This is a genomic window from Geodermatophilus sp. URMC 60, assembly GCF_053502585.1.
Genome location: NZ_CP199958.1, coordinates 1,408,800 through 1,426,338, shown reverse-complemented (window position 1 = coordinate 1,426,338; position 17,539 = coordinate 1,408,800). Strand labels below are relative to the sequence as shown.

Sequence of the window (17,539 nt, the reverse complement as noted above, 5' to 3'; positions counted from 1 at the left end):
CGTGCCGCAGGGACGGGTCGCGGTCACCCCGCAGGACGGGCTGACGACGAGGCAGCGCCGCAACCGGCCGCTGCTCGCCGTCCACACCGGCGAGATGAAGGGCAAGTCCACCGCCGCGTTCGGCATGGCGATGCGCGCCTGGAACCAGGGCTGGTCGATCGCGGTCTACCAGTTCGTCAAGAGCGCCAAGTGGAAGGTGGGCGAGGAGAACGCGCTCACCGCACTGGGCCGGCTGCACGAGCAGACCGGCGAGGGCGGGCCGGTGGTCTGGCACAAGATGGGCGCGGGCTGGAGCTGGTCGCGCCGGCAGGGCACCGAGGTCGACCACGCCGCCGAGGCCGCCGAGGGCTGGGCGCAGATCAAGCGCGACCTGGCCGCCGAGGCGCACCGGTTCTACGTGCTCGACGAGTTCACCTACCCCCTGAAGTGGGGCTGGGTCGACGTCGACGACGTCGTGCGGACGCTGGCCGACCGGCCGGGCACGCAGCACGTCGTCGTCACCGGCCGGGACGCCCCGCCGGCGCTGGTCGAGGCCGCCGACCTGGTCGTCGAGATGACCAAGGTCAAGCACCCGATGGACGCCGGCCAGAAGGGCCAGCGGGGGATCGAGTGGTGACCGGAGGGGTGGGCGGGTGAACAGCGCGGTCCCGCGCGTGGTCGTCGCCGCGCCGTCGAGCAACGCGGGCAAGACCTCGGTCGCCACCGGGCTGGTCGCCGCCCTCACCGCCCGCGGGCTGTCGGTCTCCCCGCACAAGGTCGGCCCCGACTACATCGACCCGGGCTACACCGGCCTGGCCGCCGGGCGCCCCGGGCGCAACCTCGACCCGGTGCTGGTCGGCGAGGAGCGCGTCGTCCCGCTGTTCCTGCACGGGGCGCGCGGCGCCGACGTCGCCGTCGTCGAGGGGGTCATGGGCCTGTTCGACGGGGCGACCTCCCCGGCCGTCGAACCCGGCTTCGCCTCCACCGCGCACGTGGCCCGGCTGCTGCGTGCCCCGGTGGTGCTGGTGGTCGACGCGAGCGCGCAGGCGCAGAGCGTCGCCGCGCTCGTGCACGGCTTCGCCACCTACGACCCGACCGTGCGGCTCGGCGGCGTGGTGCTCAACCGCGTCGGCAGCGACCGGCACGAGGAGATCCTCCGTGACGCGCTCGGCGGGTCCGGCGTGCCGGTGCTCGGTGCGGTGCGGCGTCTGGCGGAGCTGGGCACGCCGTCCCGCCACCTGGGCCTGGTGCCCGCCGCCGAGCGGTCGGCCGAGGCGCTGGCGACCGTCGGCCGGCTCGGCGAGGTGGTGGCCGGCGCGGTGGACCTGGACGCCGTCCTGCGGCTGGCCCGCACCGCCCCGGCCCTGGACGCCGTCCCGTGGGACCCGGCGGCCGCGGTCACCCCGGTGGCGCGCCGGCCGCGGATCGCCGTCGCGGGCGGGGCGGCCTTCACCTTCGGCTACGCGGAGAACACCGAGCTGCTGGAGGCCGCCGGCGCCGAGGTGGTGACGGTCGACCCGCTGCGCGACGAGGCCCTCCCCGAGGGCACCGCTGGCCTGGTGGTCGGCGGCGGGTTCCCCGAGGTGCACGCCGCCGACCTCTCGGCCAACGGCACGCTGCGCGCGGACGTCGCGGCGCTCGCCGCGCGGGGTGGCCCGGTCGCCGCCGAGTGCGCCGGGCTGCTGTACCTGGCCCGCAGCCTGGACGGCGTCCCGATGTGCGGCGTCCTCGCCACCGACGCGGTCATGTCGCCGCGGCTGACCCTCGGCTACCGCGAGGCGGTCGCGCTCGGCGACTCGGTGCTCGCCCCGGCCGGCACGCGGGTGCGCGGCCACGAGTTCCACCGCACGGTCGCCACCCCGGCCGCCGGCCCCGCCCCTGCCTGGCGGTGGGCCGATCGCCAGGGACCCGCCCACCCCGAGGGCTTCGTCTCGGGTGGCGTGCACGCGTCCTACCTGCACCTGAACTGGGCCGGCTCCCCGGCCCTGGCCGAGCGGTTCGTGTCCGCCTGCGCGGCGGCGGGGGCGGGCGGGGAGAGGAGTCGGGCACGGCATGCACATCGCTGAGGGGTTCCTGCCGGTGACGCACGCGGTCGGCTGGACGCTGGCCGCCGCACCGTTCGTCGTCCACGGGGCGCGGCAGGTCGTGACGGAAGTGCGGGAGCGCCCGGAGAACACGCTGCTGCTCGGCGCGGCGGGCGCGTTCACCTTCGTGCTCAGCGCGGTGAAGCTGCCCTCGTTCACCGGCAGCTCCAGCCACCCGACGGGCACCGGGGCCGGCGCGGTGCTGTTCCGGCCGCCGGTGATGGCGCTGCTGGGCACGATCGTGCTGCTGTTCCAGGCGCTGCTGCTGGCGCACGGGGGGCTGACCACGCTGGGCGCGAACGCGTTCGCGATGGCGGTCGTCGGGCCGTGGGCCGGCTACGGCGCCTACCGGCTCACCCGGCGGCTGGGCGGCGGGTTGCTGCCGGGGGTGTTCGCCGCGATGGCCGTCGCCGACCTCGCCACCTACGTCACGACGGCCGGACAGCTCGCCCTCGCGCTGCCCGACGCCGAGACCGGGGTGGCCGGCGCGCTGGTCAAGTTCCTCTCCGTCTTCGCCCTCACCCAGGTGCCGCTGGCGGTCGGCGAGGGGCTGCTCGGCGTGCTGCTGTTCCGGGTGCTCACCGTCAACGCCCGCCCCGAGCTGGAGCGCCTCGGCCTGCTGAGCCCGGAGCCGGCGCGGTGACCCGCGCCCGGCTGGTCACCGCGCTGCTGGTCCTGGGCGTCGTCGCGCTGGTCGCGTTGCCGCTCGTGCTCGACGGTGGGACGTCGGACTTCGCCGGCACGGACGCCGCGGCCGCCGAGCTCGCCGAGCAGCAGGGCGTGCAGCCGTGGTTCGAGTCGGTCTTCTCGCCGTCGTCGTCCGAGGTGGAGTCGGGGCTGTTCGCGCTGCAGGCCGCGCTCGGCGGCGGCGTGCTCGGCTACGTGCTCGGCCGGCTGCGCGGCCGCCGGCAGGCCGAGCGGTCACGGGAGGACGGAGGGACGTGACCGAGCTCGCGAGGTCACGCAGGGACACAGCAGCGGCCGGCACGGGTCCGATGAGCGCCGGCCAGGAGGGCCAGTGACGGGCCTCGCCGTGGACGACGCCGCCTGGGCCAGCGCCTGGCGCCGCCGCTCCCCCGCCGACAAGCTGCTGCTCTGCGGCGGCCTGGTGGTGTGCGCGCTCGCCCTGCCGGCCTGGCCGGGCAGCGTTCTGGTCGGTCTCACCGCCGTCGTCCTCGCCCTCGGCCCGGCGCGGGTGCCCGCCCGCACCTTCGGCCGGGCGGTGCGCTGGCCGCTGGCGTTCATCGTCGTCGGTGCGCTGACCTCGGTGGTCACCCTCGGCACCGGCGGCCTCGGCTGGGCCCCGGACGCCGCCACCCGCGCCGGCTCCCTGGCCGGACACGCGCTCGCCGGCAGCGCCGCGGTGCTGCTGCTGGCCACCACCACGCCGATGTCGGACCTGCTGCCGGCGCTGCGCGGCCTGCGGGTGCCGGCAGCGGTGATCGAGGTCGCCGCGGTGACCTACCGGCTGCTCTTCGTGCTGCTCGCCAGCCTGCACACCGTCCGCGAGGCGCAGACGGCGCGGATGGGCTACTCGACTGCTGCCCGCGGCTGGCGCTCGTCCGGCGCGCTGGCCGCCGCGGTGCTCACCCGCTCCTGGGACCGCGCCCGCCGGATGCAGGAGGGGCTGGCCGGCCGCGGCATGGAGACCGGTCTCCGGGTGCTGCCGGAGGTGCTGCCGTCGTCCCGCGCGTTCGTCGCCGCCACGGTCGCCGGTCTGGCGGCGCTGGTCACGGTCGGCCTGGTCGCATGAGCCACCGGACGCTCACCGCCGAGGGGCTGGTCGCCGGCTACGAGCGCGGCCGCCGGGTGCTCGACGGCGCCTCGCTCACCGTCCCGGCCGGGCGCCGGCTGGCGCTGCTGGGCGCCAACGGCTCGGGCAAGACGACCCTGCTGCGCTGCCTGTCCGGGGCGCTGGAGCCGGCGGCGGGCACGGTCGCCGTCGACGGGCAGCGGCTGCAGCACACCCGCCGCGGCCTGCGCGCCCACCGGCAGGAGGTCCAGCTGGTGCTGCAGGACCCCGACGACCAGCTGTTCAGCGCCTCGGTCGCGCAGGACGTCTCCTTCGGCCCGCTCAACCTGGGCCTGCCCGAGGACGCCGTCCGCGAGCGGGTCGCCGAGGCCCTCGCCCTGCTCGGCGTGGCCCACCTGGCCGGCCGGCCCACCCACCAGCTCTCCTACGGCGAGCGCAAGCGCGTCGCCATCGCCGGTGCGGTCGCGATGCGCCCGTGCGTGCTGCTGCTCGACGAGCCCACCGCCGGGCTGGACCCGTCCGCAGTGACCGAGGCGCTCGCGGCGCTGGAGCGGCTGCGGGCGTCGGGGTCGACCGTCGTCATGAGCACCCACGACGTCGACCTGGCGCTGAGGTGGGCGGACGACGTCGCCGTCGTCGTCGACCGGACGGTGGTGCAGGGCGCCCCGGCCGACGTCCTGGCCGACGACGCACTGCTCGCCCGCGCCCGGCTCGACCGGCCGTGGGCGCTGACCGTCGGCGCCCGGCTGCGGGCGCTCGGCCTGCTGCCCGACGGCGCTCTCCCCCGCGACGCCGCGTCGCTGCTGGCCGCGCTGCCCGAGGGGGTCACCCCGTGACGGTGGTGGGGATCGGCGCGCGGCCCGGCGTGAGCGCCGCGGAGGTGCTGGCCGCGGTGGACGCCGTCCTGCCGGCCGGCGCGGACGGCGTGCGACTGGCCACCCTCGACGCCCGCGCCGCCGAGCCGGGGCTGGTGGACGCCGCGGTCGCCCGGGGCTGGCCCCTCGTCGGGCACTCCGCCGCCGCGCTGGCCGCCGTCCCGGTGCCGTCGCCGTCGGCGCGGGTGGCCTCGGCGGTGGGGACGGCGTCGGTCGCCGAGGCGGCGGCGCTGCTGGACGGCGGGACGCTGCTGGTGGGGCGCACGGTCGTCGGCCGGGTCACGGTGGCGGTGGCGCGGTGAGCGGGGTGGACCTCGACCACCACGGCGACGCCGACCTCGGGCCCGGCCTGGTCGACCTCGCCGTGAACGTCCGCGCGGGGACGCCGCCGCCGTGGCTGCGCGCCGTCCTGCACGAGGCGCTCGACGACGCCGCCGCCTACCCCGACGCGGCTCCGGCACGCGCCGCGGTCGCCGCCGCCCACGGCCGCCCGGCCGACGAGGTGCTGCTCACCGCGGGTGCCGCCGAGGCGTTCACCCTGGTGGCGCGCGCCGTGCGGCCCCGCCGGGCGGTCGTCGTCCACCCGTCGTTCACCGAGCCGGAGGCGGCGCTGCGCGCCGCCGGCCGGCCGGTCGAGCGGCTGCTGCTCGAGCCGCCCGGGTACCTCCTCCGGGAGGTGCCGGAGGACGCCGACCTGGTGGTGCTGGGCAACCCGACCAACCCGACGTCGGTGCTGCACCCGGCGGACGACGTCGCCGCGCTGGCGCGACCGGGGCGGGTGCTGCTGGTGGACGAGGCCTTCGCCGACACGGTGCCCGGCGAGCCGGAGTCCCTGGCCGGGCGCCGGGACCTGCCGGGGCTGCTGGTGGTGCGCAGCCTGACCAAGACGTGGGGGCTGGCCGGACTCCGGGTCGGCTACGCGCTCGGCCCGGCGGACCTGGTCGCGGCGCTGGCCGCCCAGCAGCCGCACTGGCCGGTGTCCACGCCGGCGCTGGCTGCGCTGGTCGCCTGCACCACCCCGGCGGCGCGGGCGGAGGCGGAGGCCGCCGCGCGCGAGCTGGTCGCCGAGCGGGAGGCGCTGCTGGCGGCGCTGCCGCCTGGCGTGGCGGTCGTCGGGACGCCCCGGTCGTCGTTCGTGCTCCTCCGGGTACCCGACGGCGCGCGGGTGCGGGCGGCGCTGCGGGACCGGGGCTGGGCGGTGCGCCGCGGCGACACCTTCCCCGGCCTCTCCCCCGACCACCTGCGGGTCGCCGTCCGCGACCCCGCGACCTCGGTGGCCCTCGCCGCCGACCTCGCTGCCATCCTGGACCCCGCGCTCCCCGTGACACCGGCGTTCCGGGACCTGCCCCGCATCCCCGAGGAGATCCGCTGAGCCGCCCCACCGCCCCGTCCGACGCCCCCTTCGCCGGCACCCTCCTGGGCGAGACGATCGCCGCGGTCGCGCCGCGGGACGCCGCCGCCGAGCGCGCCGCCCGCGACCGCCTGGACCGGATGACCAAGCCGCCGGGCTCGCTCGGCGTGCTCGAGGACGTCGCCGCGCAGCTGGCCGGCATCGCGGGCAGCTGTCCGCCGCCGGTGCCCACCCCTGCCGCGGTCGCGGTCTTCGCCGGCGACCACGGGGTGCACGCGCAGGGCGTCACGCCCTGGCCGCAGGAGGTCACCGCGCAGATGGTCGCCAACTTCGCCCGCGGCGGTGCGGTGGTCAACGCGTTCGCCGCGCAGTTGGGGGCCGACGTCGTCGTCGTGGACGTCGGGGTCGCGACGCCCTACGCCGTCGAGGTCAGCCCCGCGCTGCTCGCCCGCAAGGTGCGGTCCGGCACCGCCGACCTCGCCGTCGGCGCGGCCATGACGCTCGAGGAGGCGCGGCGGGCGGTCGAGGTCGGCATCGAGGTGGCCGGTGAGCTGGCCGCGGAGCACGGCTGCCTGATCACCGGCGACATGGGCATCACCAACACGACGGCGTCGGCGGCGCTGGTCTGCGCGTTCACCGGCGCGCCACCGGCCGCCGCGACCGGCCGCGGCACCGGGGTCGACGACCCGACGCTGGCCCGCAAGGTCGAGGTGGTCGGCCGTGCGGTGGCCCGCGTGCCCGGGCGGCCGTCGACGCCGGGGGCCGCGCTGGCCGCGCTGGCGGAGGTCGGCGGCCTGGAGCACGCGGCGCTCGCCGGCTTCGTGCTGGGCGCCGCGGCGGCGCGGGTGCCGGTGCTGCTGGACGGCGTGATCGCCGGGTCCGCGGCGCTGGTCGCGGCAGCGCTGTGCCCGGCGGCGCTGGAGCACGCGCTCGCCGGCCACACCTCCGCCGAGCCGGGGCACGGCATCGCGCTGCGCGCCCTCGGCCTGCGCCCGCTGCTCGGCCTGGACCTGCGCCTCGGCGAGGGCACCGGCGCTCTGCTGGCGCTGCCGCTGGTGGCCAGCGCGGCGCGGGCGCTGCGCGAGGTCGCGACGTTCGACACGGCCGGTGTGACGGAGAAGGCGTGAGCGCCACCCCGGTCGATCCCGCGAGCGGGGTCGTCTACCCGGTCGGGCTGCGGCTGCTGGACCGGAAGGTGGTGGTCGTGGGCGGCGGGCAGGTCGCGCACCGCCGCGTCGCGGGGCTGCTGGAGGCCCGTGCCCGGGTCACGGTGGTCAGCCCCGAGGTGACCCCTGCGCTGGAGGCACTGGTCGGCCCGGGTGCGGTCACCTGGGTCCGCCGCCGTTACGAGGCCGGCGACCTGGACGGCGCCTGGTACGCGGTGGCCGCGACCGACGACCCGGCGGTCAACGCGGCGGTCGCCGAGGAGGCCGAGCGGTCGAGGGTGTTCTGCGCCCGCGCCGACGACCGGTCGGCGTCGAGCGTGTGGACACCGGCGGTCGGCCGGCAGGGCGACCTCGTCGTCGGGGTGCACGGCGGCGGCGACCCGCAGCGCGCGGTCGGGGTGCGCGACGCCGTCCTGGCCGGTCTGACCGACGGCTCCATCCGCGACCGGGCGGCGCGGGAGGTCCCCGGCGGGCGGCCCGGCTCGGTCGTGCTCGTCGGCGGCGGGCCGGGCGACCCCGGGCTGATCACCGTGCGCGGCCAGCAGGCGGTGTCGCAGGCCGACGTCGTCGTCGCCGACCACCTCGCGCCGCAGTCGCTGCTGGCGTCGCTGCCCGCGCAGGTCGAGGTCATCGACGCCTCGAAGCTGCCGCGCGGCCGGTACATGGCGCAGGAGCAGATCAACGCGCTCCTGGTCGAGCACGCCCGGGCCGGGAAGCGGGTGGTGCGGCTCAAGGGCGGCGACCCGTTCGTCTTCGGCCGTGGCATGGAGGAGCTCGAGGCGTGCGTCACCGCGGGCGTGCCGGTGGAGGTGGTGCCCGGCGTGACGTCGGCGATCGGCGTCCCAGGGCTGGCCGGCATCCCGGTCACCCACCGCGGGCTGACCCACGAGTTCGTCGTCGTCTCCGGGCACGTGCCGCCGGGCCATCCGCAGTCGCTGGTCGACTGGGCGGCGCTCGGTCGGCTGCGGGGCACGGTCGTCGTCCTCATGGGCGTGGACACCGCCCCGGCGATCGCGGGGGCGCTGGTCGAGCACGGCCGGGCCCCGGAGACGCCGGTGGCCGTCGTCGCCGACGGGTCGACGCCGACCCAGCGCACGGTGCGCACGACGCTGGCCGGGCTGGCGCAGGCGATCACCGACGAGGACGTCCGCCCGCCCGCCGTCTGGGTGGTCGGCGAGGTCGTGCGGCTCGGCGCGGAGCTCGGCCAGCCCCGCTGAGGGTGCGGGCCGCGTCGTCAGGGTCCGGCGGCCGGCACCGGCTCCACCACTGCTCCCTCACCGGGCATCCCCCGTTCCCTGACCCGGGGCTGCCGGCCGCCGGCCGGCCACTCGCGGAAGTGCCGGAAGGTCATGGGCAGGCCGTGGGCGACGAACGGGTCCGCGCCGTCCATGACCTGCAGGTGCACGTGCGGCTGGGTCGAGTTGCCGGAGTTGCCGCACCGCGCGATCTCCTGGCCGTCGACCACCTCCTGGCCGGGCGAGACGCGCACCGAGCCCAGCTGCAGGTGCGCCAGGAGGACGAAGGCGCCGCTCCCGAGCAGGTGGACGACCACGTGGTTCCCCGCGGCGGCCCCCGCACCCCGGCGGAGCCGGCCGGCCTGGCCCAGCGCGTACGGGACCAGCGACAGCTGCGAACGCCGCGCCTCGTGGTCGGGCTCGGCGTCGTGCACGTGGACGACCGTGCCGTCGCCCGGGGCCCGGACCGGCCGGCCGAAGGCGACGAAGCGCTCCGGTGGCTCGGTGGCGACGAGGGTCCGCCAGTCGCGGGTACCGGCCGGCCGGTGGCGGTCGTCCACGCCGACGAAGTCGATGGCGTACCGCTCGCCGAACAGGTCGGTCCCGTGGCTCGGGACCCGCCGCGCCGGGCTGTTCCGGGCCAGCCACCTCCCCGCGAACGGCAGCGAGATCTCGACCCCCTGGGCATCCCGATCCCGTGCGGGCGGCTCCGCGGCCACGTCCCGGAACCTAGCGGGCGGGCAGCCGGGGCGGGCTCTCCCGGTCGCCGGGCGTGCGGGCGGCCCGCTCGCGCAGCAGTCGGACGACGTCCCGCGGGTCGTCGGCCCAGAAGGCGACGCGGGCCACCGGCTCGTCCTGGCCGTCGACGTGCACCGGCGGGTCGAAGCGCAGCTCGACGTCCGTGTCGCCCATGACCGACAGCACCAGCCGGTCGCCGTCGCGGAGCAGGGTCTTCCCGTGCTCGGATTCCACGCTGCGCCGGACCGCGACCAGGCCGGCCAGCGGGACGGCGACCGTGCGCAGGTGCCCGAACCGCAGCACCAGCTCGTCGTCGCGGAGCAGGTGCGGGTGCTGGAACAGCGAGAGACCCGAGCCGAGGACCCACACCAGCGCGTACACCGACACCGCGAGCAGCACCCACCGCGCGGTCTCCCACGGCAGCAGCACGTGGACGACGGCGGTCTCGAGCGCACCGAGGACGGTCAGCGCGCCGAGCACCAGGCGGAAGCGGCCGGCGTAGGGCAGCGGGACGTCGCCCGGCCCCACGGCCGAGCGACGCCGGACGGCCCACCACAGCGCGCGGAGCACACCGGCCTCCGCGCGCGCCAGCCGGACCACCACCGGCGGCCACACGGCCTCGGCGCCCGCCACCGCTCCCGTCCGGCGGCTGCCACCGTCCCGCCGCACGGCGCGGTACGCCCGGCGGAAGGCGGCCGCCTCGACGACCAGGACGACGGCGAACAGCGCCTCCAGCACCAGCGCCACGACGATGCCGGTCCGCAGCGACAGCACCCCGGTGAGCACCAGGGCGACGTCGGCCAGCGGGACGACCAGCGCCAGCCAGCGGACCGTCGGGAGGAGCACCGTCCGCGAGGCCATCCCGAGCTCCTGTCGTCCGAACCATGAGTAGTTGTACTGTCGATGTAGTACACCTACTATCACCGCACCGGCAAGACGTCGAGGAGGCGCGATGACCCGGAACGTGTCGGAGCAACCGGTCGTCCGGGTGCGCGGCCTGCGGATGAGCTACGGCGCGCACGAGGTCCTCACCGGCGTCGACCTCGACGTCCACCCCGGCGAGGTGGTCTGCCTGCTCGGCCCCAACGGCGCCGGCAAGACCACGACGATCGAGGTCCTGGAGGGCTTCCGGCTCCCGTCGGCCGGCGAGGTCGCGGTCCTCGGCGCCGACCCGGCCCGGGCCGACGACGCCTGGCGGGCGCGGGTGGGCGTGGTGCTGCAGTCCTGGCGGGACCACGGCCGCTGGACACCGCGCCGGCTGCTCACCCAGCTCGGCGCCTTCTACCGCCCCTACTCCACGCCCACCCACCCGCGCCCGTACGACGTCGACTGGCTGCTCGACACCGTGGGCCTGACCGATGACGCCGACAGCAAGATCGCCACCCTGTCGGGCGGACGGCGCCGGCGCCTCGACGTCGCGGTCGGCATCGTCGGCCGGCCGGAGCTGCTCTTCCTCGACGAGCCGACGGCCGGCTTCGACCCGCAGGCCCGCCGGGACTTCCACGACCTGGTGCACCGGCTCGCCGACCTCGAGGGCACCAGCATCCTGCTCACGACGCACGACCTGGCCGAGGCCGAGCGGCTGGCCGACCGGATCCTCGTCCTCACCGGCGGCCGGATCGTGGCCGACGGCAGCGCCGAGGCCCTGACCCGCCAGGTGGCCGGCACGAGCGAGGTGCGCTGGACGCTGCACGGCGAGCGGTTCGTGCACGCGACCGACGACGCGACGCCGTTCGTCCGGCGGCTGTTCGAGCAGCACGGGGACGCGGTCGTCGACCTCGAGGTCCGGCGGGCCAGCCTCGAGGACACCTACATCGCCATGGTCGCCCGGCACGAGGCCGGCGTCCGGACCCCGCTCGAGGAGGTGACCCGGTGACCCTCACCCTGCACGCCGTCCGCCTCGGGGTCCGCCGCGGCTGGACGGAGTTCCTCAACAGCGTGCGCAGCCCCCAGGACCAGGGCTTCTTCCTGTTCACGGGGCTCGCCACCCTGGCCTACCTGTGGTTCAACCGGGGCGACGCGGTCGAGGGGACGACGCTGCTGTACCCGACCGTCGCACTGCCGAGCATCCTCGGCGCCCTGGTGGCCTTCGGCGTCGTCATCGGGCCGGCGTTCGCCCTCGCCATGGAGCGCGAGGACGGCACGCTGCTGCGGCACAAGGCCCTGCCGCACGGCATGGAGGGCTACGTCACCGGGCAGCTCGTCTTCCACTCGCTGAGCGCCCTCCCCCAGTTCCTCGTGATCCTGGTGCCGAGCGCGCTGCTCTTCGAGCACGTGATGCCCTCCGGAGGAGGCGGCTGGCTCACCGTCGCGTGGGTGCTGGCCCTCGGCATGCTGGCCACGCTCCCGATCGGGATGGTCCTGGGCTCGGTGGTGCCGAACACCCAGAAGGTCGGCACCTGGGGGATGCTCCCCGTCCTCGTGATCACCGGGATCTCGGGGATTTTCGTCCCGGTCCAGGCGCTGTGGGGCTGGGTGCAGGCCGTGGCGCAGGTCTTCCCGACCTACTGGATCGGCCTGGGCATGCGCTCGGCCTTCCTGCCCGACGCCGCCGCCTCCCTCGAGCTCGGCGGCTCCTGGCGGACCGGGGAGACCGCCCTCGTGCTGACCGCCTGGGCGGTCGCCGGCCTGCTCGTGACGCCGGTCGTGCTCCGGCGGATGGCGCGGCGGCAGTCCGGCTCGCAGGTCGCCGCGGCCCGCGACGCCGCCGTCCAGTGGGTGCGGTGAGCGCCGACCGGCCCGGGGACGCCGTCTACAACCGGATCGCGCTGCTGCGTGCCGAGCAGGGCGTCACCCGGCGGGAACTGGCCGACGCGCTCGGCGTCCACTACCAGACGATCGGCTACCTGGAGCGCGGCGAGTACAACCCCAGCCTGCACCTGGCGCTGCGCATCGCCGAGTTCTTCGGCCTGCCGGTGGAGGTGGTCTTCTCGACGAAGCCGTTCCCGCGCATCAGCGACGCCGGGACCGCCGAACCGCCTGCCGCCGCAGGCTGATCCGCGAGCGGTGGCCGGTCCGGGACGTCGGACCCGGCCGACGACGGTCGAGCGGGCCCGCTACGGCCGGGACACCTGGGCGTCGGGGGGCGGCGTCATGCCGACGGTGTAGGAGGCCATCGACAGCGAGCCGTCGGTGAACCCGTCGACCAGCAGCTCGGCCGTCGTGCCGGTCGCCCCCGCCATGCCGGCGACGTAGAGCAGCGGCACGAAGTGGTCGGGCGAGGGGACGGCGAGGCCGGCGTCCGGGTGCCCGTCGAGGGTCGCGACCTCGGCGGGCCGCTCGAGCACCACCTCGCGGACCGCCTCGTCGAAACGCTGCGCCCAGTCGAACCCGGCGTCGGGCATCGTGCGGGTGACCGCGCGCAGGTTGTGGACCACGTTGCCGCTGCCGATCACCAGCACGCCGTCCTCCCGCAGCGGAGCGAGCGCGGCCCCGAGCCGGAGGTGGTGCTCGGCCGGCTCCAGCGCGTTGACCGACAGCTGCACCACCGGCACGTCCGCGTCGGGGAAGGCGTGCCGCAGCACCGCCCAGGCGCCGTGGTCGATACCCCAGCTGTCGAGGTCGGCGCCGACCCACGTCGGGTGCACGAGGTCGGCGACCTCCTCGTGGAGCGAGGGCAGCCCCGGGGCGTCGTAGCGGACGTCGTAGAGCGCGCGCGGGAAGCCGAAGAAGTCGTGGATGGTGCGCGGCCGCGGCATCGCGGTCACGGCGGTCGCGTGCACGTACCAGTGCGCCGAGACGACCAGGATGGCCCGCGGCCGCGGCACCGCCTGCCCGAACGCGCGCCAGGCCCGGGTGTAGCGGTTGTCCTCGAGCGCGTTCATCGGGTTGCCGTGGCCGACGAACGCAGCCGGCATCAACCCCACGCGGCGATCTTCTCCCGTACGCGGCCGACGTGCGACACGGGAGCCGTCACCCCGCGTCGGTCCCGGTGGTCACCCCGCGTTCGACGTCGGCGGCACCCGCCGCAGCGCCGGCGACAGCAGCCGCGCCCCCGGCCCCTCGCCGCCCCGCACGTCGCCGGGGTTGTAGAGCGCGCACCGGGTCAGCGACAGGCAGCCGCAGCCGATGCAGGACGACAGCCCGTCGCGCAGCTGCTCCATCGCCCGGATCCGCTCGTCGAGCCGGTCCCGCCAGGACTCCGCGAGCCGGGCCCAGTCGCGGGCCGACGGGGTCCGCCCGTCGGGCAGCGTGGCCAGCGCGTCGCGGATCTCCGGCAGCGTCAGCCCGACGTTCTGCGCGGCGCGGACGAACGCCAGCCGGCGCAGCACGCTGCGCGGGAAGCGGCGCGCCCCGCCGGCCGTCCGGGTGGCGGTGACCAACCCCTGCGCCTCGTAGTAGCGCAGGGCGGAGACGGCCATCCCCGATCGCTCGGCCACCTGCCCGATGGTCAGCAGCCCGTCCACGGCGCCTCCCCTTGACCTCGAGTTCACTTGAGGTCCGACAGTAGCCCCATGACACCTCGAACCGCACTCGTCACCGGCGCCTCCCGCGGGCTCGGCGCCGCCCTCGCCGAGGCCCTGGACCGCCGCGGCTGGCGGCTCGTCGTCGACGGCCGCGACCCCGACCGGCTGGCGGCCACCGTCGCCGCGCTGCCCCGTCCGGACCTGGTCACCGCCGTCCCCGGGGACGTCGCCGACCCCGGCCACCGCGCCGCCCTCGCCGCCGCCGTCGGCGACCGGCTCGACCTGCTGGTCAACAACGCCAGCGAGCTCGGCCCGACCCCGCTCCCCCGGCTGGCCGACCTGCCGCTCGCAGCCCTCGAGCGGGTGCTGGCCGTGAACACCGTCGCCCCGCTCGCCCTGGTCCAGGCGTTGCTGCCGGCGCTGGAGCGGGCCGGCGGGGTGGTCCTCGACGTCAGCAGCGACGCCGCGGTCGAGGCCTACGAGGGGTGGGGCGGGTACGGCGCCAGCAAGGCCGCGCTCGACCGGCTGACCGCCGTCCTCGCCGTCGAGCACCCGGCCCTGCGCGTCCACGCCGTCGACCCGGGCGACATGGCCACCGACATGCACCGCGCGGCCGACCCCGACGCCACCGGGCTGCCGGAGCCGGCCGCGGTCGTCCCGGCGCTGCTGCGGTTGGTGGACGGCGACCTGCCCAGCGGCCGCTACCGCGTGGCGGAACTGGCCGCCCCGCTGGAGGCCGGCCGGTGACCCCCCGCGCGATGGGAGCCGAGGCCGCCGCTCCACCGGAGCACCGGGGTCTGGCCCGCGACGGCGTCCGGCTGATGGCGGTCCGGCCGGACGGGCTCACCGAGACGACGTTCCGCGACCTGCCCGAGCTGCTCGAACCCGGCGACCTCGTCGTCGTCAACACCTCGGCGACGCTGCCGGCCCGCCTGGACGTCCGGCGGGCCGACGGCGTCCGCGCACCGCTGCACGTCGCCACGACGCTGGACGACGGCGACTGGGTCGTGGAGCTGCGCCGGCCGGACAACGGCGGCCCCGATCGCGGCGTCGAGCCCGGGACCGTCCTCGACCTGCCCGGCGGCGTCCGGCTGCGGCTGGTCGAGGGCTTCCCGACCGCGGCGCGGACGTCGCGGCTGTGGCGGGCCCGCCCCGATCCGGCCGTCCCCGCCGCCGGGCTCCTCCAGCGGTACGGCGTGCCGATCCGCTACGGCTACCTCGGCGCCGCCGTCCCGCTGGCCGACGCGCAGAACGTCTACGCCACCGAGCCGGGCAGCGCGGAGAACGCCAGCGCCGGGCGGCCGTTCACCGACCGGGTGCTGGTGCGGCTGATGGCCCGCGGCATCCCCGTCGTCCCGGTGGTGCTGCACGCCGGCGTCTCCAGTCCCGAGCTGCACGAGCCGCCGGCGCCGGAGCGCTACCGGGTGCCCGAGGTGGCCGCCCGGCTGGTCAACGCGACGAAGGCGACCGGCGGCCGCGTCGTCGCCGTCGGGACGACCGTCACCCGCGCGCTGGAGACGGCGACGGGCGAGGACGGCGTTCTCCGCCCGGTGGCCGGCTGGACCGACCTGGTGCTCGGCCCCGACCGCCCCGCCCGGGTCGTCACCGGCCTGCTCACCGGGCTGCACGCGCCCGACGCCAGCCACCTGCTGCTGCTCGAGGCGGTGGCGGGCCGCGAGCTGGTCGACCGAGCCTACGCGCGGGCCGCCGCGGGTGGCTACCTGTGGCACGAGTTCGGCGACACCATGCTGTTCCTGCCCTAGCCGCCGGCGTCGGGCGAGGTCGACGTGCGGCTGCGCGGCCCTCTCGCAGGTCCCGGTCCGGTCCTGCGCTCCGGTGGCGGTCCGCCGCCCGGGTGAGGAGGCTGGGGACGCCGGAACAGACTGCGTTCCGCGGGGGTCCGGGAGGCGGACATGCCAGGGACGTGGCTGCTCGGCAGCGAGGTCGCACAGGACGGCGACGGCGGCACGGACGGCGCCCGCGCGGTGCTGCTGGGCCTGCGGGACGGCGGCTCCGGGGCCGACCCGCTCGACGAGCTGGAGCGGCTGGCCGAGACCGACGGGGTCGCCGTCGTCGGCCGGCTGGTGCAGGCACGGGAGCGGCCGGACCCGGCGACCTACCTCGGGTCGGGCAAGGTGGCCGAGCTCGCGGACCTGGTGCGCGACCGGGACGCCGGCCTGGTCATCGCCGACGGCGAGCTCTCCCCCGCGCAGGTGCGCAACCTCGAGGAGCGGCTCGGCGCGCGGGTGGTCGACCGGACGGCGCTGATCCTCGACATCTTCGCCCAGCACGCCCGCAGCTCCGAGGGCAAGGCGCAGGTCGAGCTCGCCCAGCTGGCCTACCAGCTGCCGCGGCTGACCGGGCACGGCGTGGAGATGTCCCGGGTCGGCGGTGGGCGCACCGCGGGCGGCGCGGGCATCGGCGTCCGCGGCCCCGGCGAGCAGCAGCTGGAGACCCGGCGCCGGCACCTGCGCCGGCGGATGACGCTGCTGCGCCGGCAGGTGCAGGAGACCGCGCGGCGGCGCGAGCGCACCCGCGCGCGGCGGCGGCGCAACCAGGTGCCGTCGGTGGCGCTCACCGGCTACACCAACGCGGGGAAGTCGGCGCTCATGAACCGGCTGGCCGGCGCCGACGTGCTGGTGCTGGACGCGCTGTTCGCCACGCTCGATCCGACGGTCCGCCGCACGCAGACCCCCGACGGCCGGCCGTACACGCTCACCGACACCGTCGGGTTCGTCCGCCACCTGCCGCACCAGCTGGTCGACGCGTTCCGCTCCACCCTCGAGGAGGTCGTCGACGCCGACCTCGTGCTGCACGTCGTCGATGCCTCGGCGCCCGACGCGATGGGCCAGGTGACCGCCGTGCGCGGGGTGCTCTACGAGATCGGCGCCCGCGACCACCCCGAGCTGCTGGCCCTCAACAAGATCGACATCGCCGACGCGGGCTGGGTGGCCGCGCTGCGTACCGCCTACCCCGACGCCGTCCCGGTGTCCGCGCTGACCGGCGAGGGGGTCGAGGAGCTGCGCCGGGCGGTCGCGCAGCGGCTGGACGCTTAGTGCATCCGCGCTGCGGTGTCCTCCAGCAGGACCTGCCGCTCGGCGGCCGGCCTGCGCGGGCAGGAGGTGCACAGCGGTTCGGGCGGCAGCCGGTAGAGCAGGCAGCACGACACCCGCCGCGTGAAGCGCACGCCGGCGACGTCGACGTAGCGGGGCGTCAGCAGCGGCGGCCCGACGGCGGCCGCCAGGGGCCCGGCCAGCGCGGTCACCCGCCGCTCGTCCCCCAGCGCCCGGCCCAGGGCGAGCAACCGGTTGGCCAGCGAGTCCGTGGCGACCGCCCACAGCGGCCGCGGACGCATCCGGCCCGCCGCGGCCACGGCGTCGACCACCGCGGAGAGGCTCTCCCGCAGCTCGGCGGCGGTGTCCCGGCCGGGGGCGGACGACGTCGCGGCGACCGGCGTAGCACCCCCCAGCAGGGCCACGGAGGTGTCGGCCAGCCGGGCGGACAGCGGCTGCCCGGTGGCCAGCCCGGCCAGCGCCGGGGTGAGCAGCGCCGAGGACGCCGAGTACCACCACACGGTCGCGAGCACCCGCCGGTCGCCGGAGGCGTACCGCGCCCCGAGGGCGGTCAGCCGGTCGGCCGTCCAGTCGGCGTCGGCGAACAGCGCAGCCGGGACGGTCGCCGCGGACGGGGGCGCGAGCAGGCCGAGCGCGGCCGCGCCCGGCACCTGCGCGGCCACCGCCGCCTGGAGTCCCGCCGTCACCGGCCCAGTCTCGCCGTCCGCCGGCAGACCGCACCCGGTAGCCACTGCGCCGACGTTGCGCCGGGCAGACGTGGAGCCCTCGGGGTCATACGGTGTGACATGGAGCACGCTGCGTCGCACCGGAGCCGGGACGCCGGGTGCCGGCCGCGACCACCGGACAGGGACGGGCGTCGACGACGACGCCGGGGAGCA

Annotated in this window: 21 protein-coding genes; 16 read left to right on the top strand and 5 right to left on the bottom strand. The window is 77.1% G+C overall.

The window, feature by feature from the left end; genetic code table 11:
• Nucleotide 1 precedes the first annotated feature (1 nt).
• The 10 genes from cobO (at nucleotide 2) to cobA (ending at nucleotide 8,425) form a co-directional block, all read left to right on the top strand.
• Nucleotides 2–616 carry a cob(I)yrinic acid a,c-diamide adenosyltransferase gene (cobO, locus tag ACWIX3_RS06840; RefSeq protein ID WP_448611323.1) on the top strand — a complete coding sequence of 205 codons (615 nt, stop codon included), beginning with the start codon at nucleotides 2–4 and terminating at the stop codon, nucleotides 614–616.
• 16 nt (nucleotides 617–632) lie between these two features.
• Nucleotides 633–2,045, top strand: a complete 1,413-nt coding sequence (locus ACWIX3_RS06835) for a cobyrinate a,c-diamide synthase (protein ID WP_448611322.1) — start codon at nucleotides 633–635, stop codon at nucleotides 2,043–2,045.
• The gene (locus ACWIX3_RS06830) at nucleotides 2,032–2,706 is read left to right on the top strand and encodes an energy-coupling factor ABC transporter permease (RefSeq protein WP_448611321.1); all 675 of its coding nucleotides are present in this window, start codon (nucleotides 2,032–2,034) and stop codon (nucleotides 2,704–2,706) included. Before ACWIX3_RS06835 ends, ACWIX3_RS06830 begins: the two co-directional genes overlap by 14 nt.
• The gene (locus tag ACWIX3_RS06825) at nucleotides 2,703–3,008 is read left to right on the top strand and encodes an energy-coupling factor ABC transporter substrate-binding protein (RefSeq protein WP_448611320.1); all 306 of its coding nucleotides are present in this window, start codon (nucleotides 2,703–2,705) and stop codon (nucleotides 3,006–3,008) included. The genes ACWIX3_RS06830 and ACWIX3_RS06825 overlap by 4 nt, the downstream gene beginning before the upstream one ends.
• A gap of 73 nt (nucleotides 3,009–3,081) precedes the next feature.
• The gene (gene cbiQ, locus ACWIX3_RS06820) at nucleotides 3,082–3,816 is read left to right on the top strand and encodes a cobalt ECF transporter T component CbiQ (RefSeq protein WP_448611319.1); all 735 of its coding nucleotides are present in this window, start codon (nucleotides 3,082–3,084) and stop codon (nucleotides 3,814–3,816) included.
• Nucleotides 3,813–4,652 carry an energy-coupling factor ABC transporter ATP-binding protein gene (locus ACWIX3_RS06815; RefSeq protein ID WP_448611318.1) on the top strand — a complete coding sequence of 280 codons (840 nt, stop codon included), beginning with the start codon at nucleotides 3,813–3,815 and terminating at the stop codon, nucleotides 4,650–4,652. The genes cbiQ and ACWIX3_RS06815 overlap by 4 nt, the downstream gene beginning before the upstream one ends.
• Nucleotides 4,649–4,993: a cobalamin biosynthesis protein gene (locus tag ACWIX3_RS06810; protein WP_448611317.1), complete on the top strand. Its 345-nt coding sequence runs from the start codon at nucleotides 4,649–4,651 to the stop codon at nucleotides 4,991–4,993. Before ACWIX3_RS06815 ends, ACWIX3_RS06810 begins: the two co-directional genes overlap by 4 nt.
• On the top strand, nucleotides 4,990–6,063 hold the full coding sequence (cobC, locus tag ACWIX3_RS06805; protein ID WP_448611316.1) for an Rv2231c family pyridoxal phosphate-dependent protein CobC: 1,074 nt from the start codon (nucleotides 4,990–4,992) through the stop codon (nucleotides 6,061–6,063). The genes ACWIX3_RS06810 and cobC overlap by 4 nt, the downstream gene beginning before the upstream one ends.
• A complete protein-coding gene (cobT, locus tag ACWIX3_RS06800) occupies nucleotides 6,060–7,169 on the top strand; it encodes a nicotinate-nucleotide--dimethylbenzimidazole phosphoribosyltransferase (protein ID WP_448612445.1) in 1,110 nt (369 codons plus the stop codon). The genes cobC and cobT overlap by 4 nt, the downstream gene beginning before the upstream one ends.
• Nucleotides 7,166–8,425: a uroporphyrinogen-III C-methyltransferase gene (gene cobA / locus ACWIX3_RS06795; RefSeq protein ID WP_448611315.1), complete on the top strand. Its 1,260-nt coding sequence runs from the start codon at nucleotides 7,166–7,168 to the stop codon at nucleotides 8,423–8,425. Before cobT ends, cobA begins: the two co-directional genes overlap by 4 nt.
• A gap of 17 nt (nucleotides 8,426–8,442) precedes the next feature.
• Here cobA and ACWIX3_RS06790 read toward each other — a convergent pair whose 3' ends face one another.
• Together ACWIX3_RS06790 and ACWIX3_RS06785 are read right to left on the bottom strand one after the other, a co-directional pair.
• Nucleotides 8,443–9,162: a M23 family metallopeptidase gene (locus ACWIX3_RS06790; RefSeq protein ID WP_448611314.1), complete on the bottom strand. Its 720-nt coding sequence runs from the start codon at nucleotides 9,160–9,162 to the stop codon at nucleotides 8,443–8,445.
• 10 nt (nucleotides 9,163–9,172) lie between these two features.
• Complete coding sequence (locus tag ACWIX3_RS06785) at nucleotides 9,173–10,042, bottom strand: hypothetical protein (protein WP_448611313.1); 870 nt, start codon at nucleotides 10,040–10,042, stop codon at nucleotides 9,173–9,175.
• Nucleotides 10,043–10,133: 91 nt separating this feature from the next.
• Here ACWIX3_RS06785 and ACWIX3_RS06780 point away from each other — a divergent pair, with 91 nt between their 5' ends.
• The 3 genes from ACWIX3_RS06780 to ACWIX3_RS06770 are packed head-to-tail and all read left to right on the top strand — an operon-like array spanning nucleotide 10,134 to nucleotide 12,177.
• The gene (locus tag ACWIX3_RS06780) at nucleotides 10,134–11,057 is read left to right on the top strand and encodes an ABC transporter ATP-binding protein (protein ID WP_448611312.1); all 924 of its coding nucleotides are present in this window, start codon (nucleotides 10,134–10,136) and stop codon (nucleotides 11,055–11,057) included.
• Complete coding sequence (locus tag ACWIX3_RS06775; RefSeq protein WP_448611311.1) at nucleotides 11,054–11,908, top strand: ABC transporter permease; 855 nt, start codon at nucleotides 11,054–11,056, stop codon at nucleotides 11,906–11,908. The genes ACWIX3_RS06780 and ACWIX3_RS06775 overlap by 4 nt, the downstream gene beginning before the upstream one ends.
• On the top strand, nucleotides 11,905–12,177 hold the full coding sequence (locus tag ACWIX3_RS06770) for a helix-turn-helix transcriptional regulator (protein WP_448611310.1): 273 nt from the start codon (nucleotides 11,905–11,907) through the stop codon (nucleotides 12,175–12,177). Before ACWIX3_RS06775 ends, ACWIX3_RS06770 begins: the two co-directional genes overlap by 4 nt.
• Before the next feature lie 60 nt (nucleotides 12,178–12,237).
• Here the strand turns inward: ACWIX3_RS06770 and ygiD are convergent, their stop codons facing one another.
• Complete coding sequence (gene ygiD / locus ACWIX3_RS06765; protein ID WP_448611309.1) at nucleotides 12,238–13,038, bottom strand: 4,5-DOPA-extradiol-dioxygenase; 801 nt, start codon at nucleotides 13,036–13,038, stop codon at nucleotides 12,238–12,240.
• A 78-nt stretch (nucleotides 13,039–13,116) separates the two neighbouring features.
• Entirely contained in the window at nucleotides 13,117–13,587 is a 471-nt protein-coding gene (gene soxR / locus ACWIX3_RS06760; protein ID WP_448611308.1) for a redox-sensitive transcriptional activator SoxR, read from the bottom strand.
• 48 nt (nucleotides 13,588–13,635) lie between these two features.
• Here soxR and ACWIX3_RS06755 point away from each other — a divergent pair, with 48 nt between their 5' ends.
• The 3 genes from ACWIX3_RS06755 (at nucleotide 13,636) to hflX (ending at nucleotide 16,643) form a co-directional block, all read left to right on the top strand.
• On the top strand, nucleotides 13,636–14,334 hold the full coding sequence (locus ACWIX3_RS06755; RefSeq protein ID WP_448611307.1) for an SDR family NAD(P)-dependent oxidoreductase: 699 nt from the start codon (nucleotides 13,636–13,638) through the stop codon (nucleotides 14,332–14,334).
• The gene (locus ACWIX3_RS06750) at nucleotides 14,331–15,350 is read left to right on the top strand and encodes an S-adenosylmethionine:tRNA ribosyltransferase-isomerase (protein WP_448611306.1); all 1,020 of its coding nucleotides are present in this window, start codon (nucleotides 14,331–14,333) and stop codon (nucleotides 15,348–15,350) included. The genes ACWIX3_RS06755 and ACWIX3_RS06750 overlap by 4 nt, the downstream gene beginning before the upstream one ends.
• A 150-nt stretch (nucleotides 15,351–15,500) precedes the next feature.
• Nucleotides 15,501–16,643, top strand: a complete 1,143-nt coding sequence (gene hflX, locus ACWIX3_RS06745) for a GTPase HflX (protein ID WP_448611305.1) — start codon at nucleotides 15,501–15,503, stop codon at nucleotides 16,641–16,643.
• On the opposite strand, the gene ACWIX3_RS06740 is transcribed toward hflX, so the two are convergent.
• Entirely contained in the window at nucleotides 16,640–17,347 is a 708-nt protein-coding gene (locus ACWIX3_RS06740; protein WP_448611304.1) for a (2Fe-2S)-binding protein, read from the bottom strand. The genes hflX and ACWIX3_RS06740 overlap by 4 nt on opposite strands.
• Nucleotides 17,348–17,539: the final 192 nt, after the last annotated feature.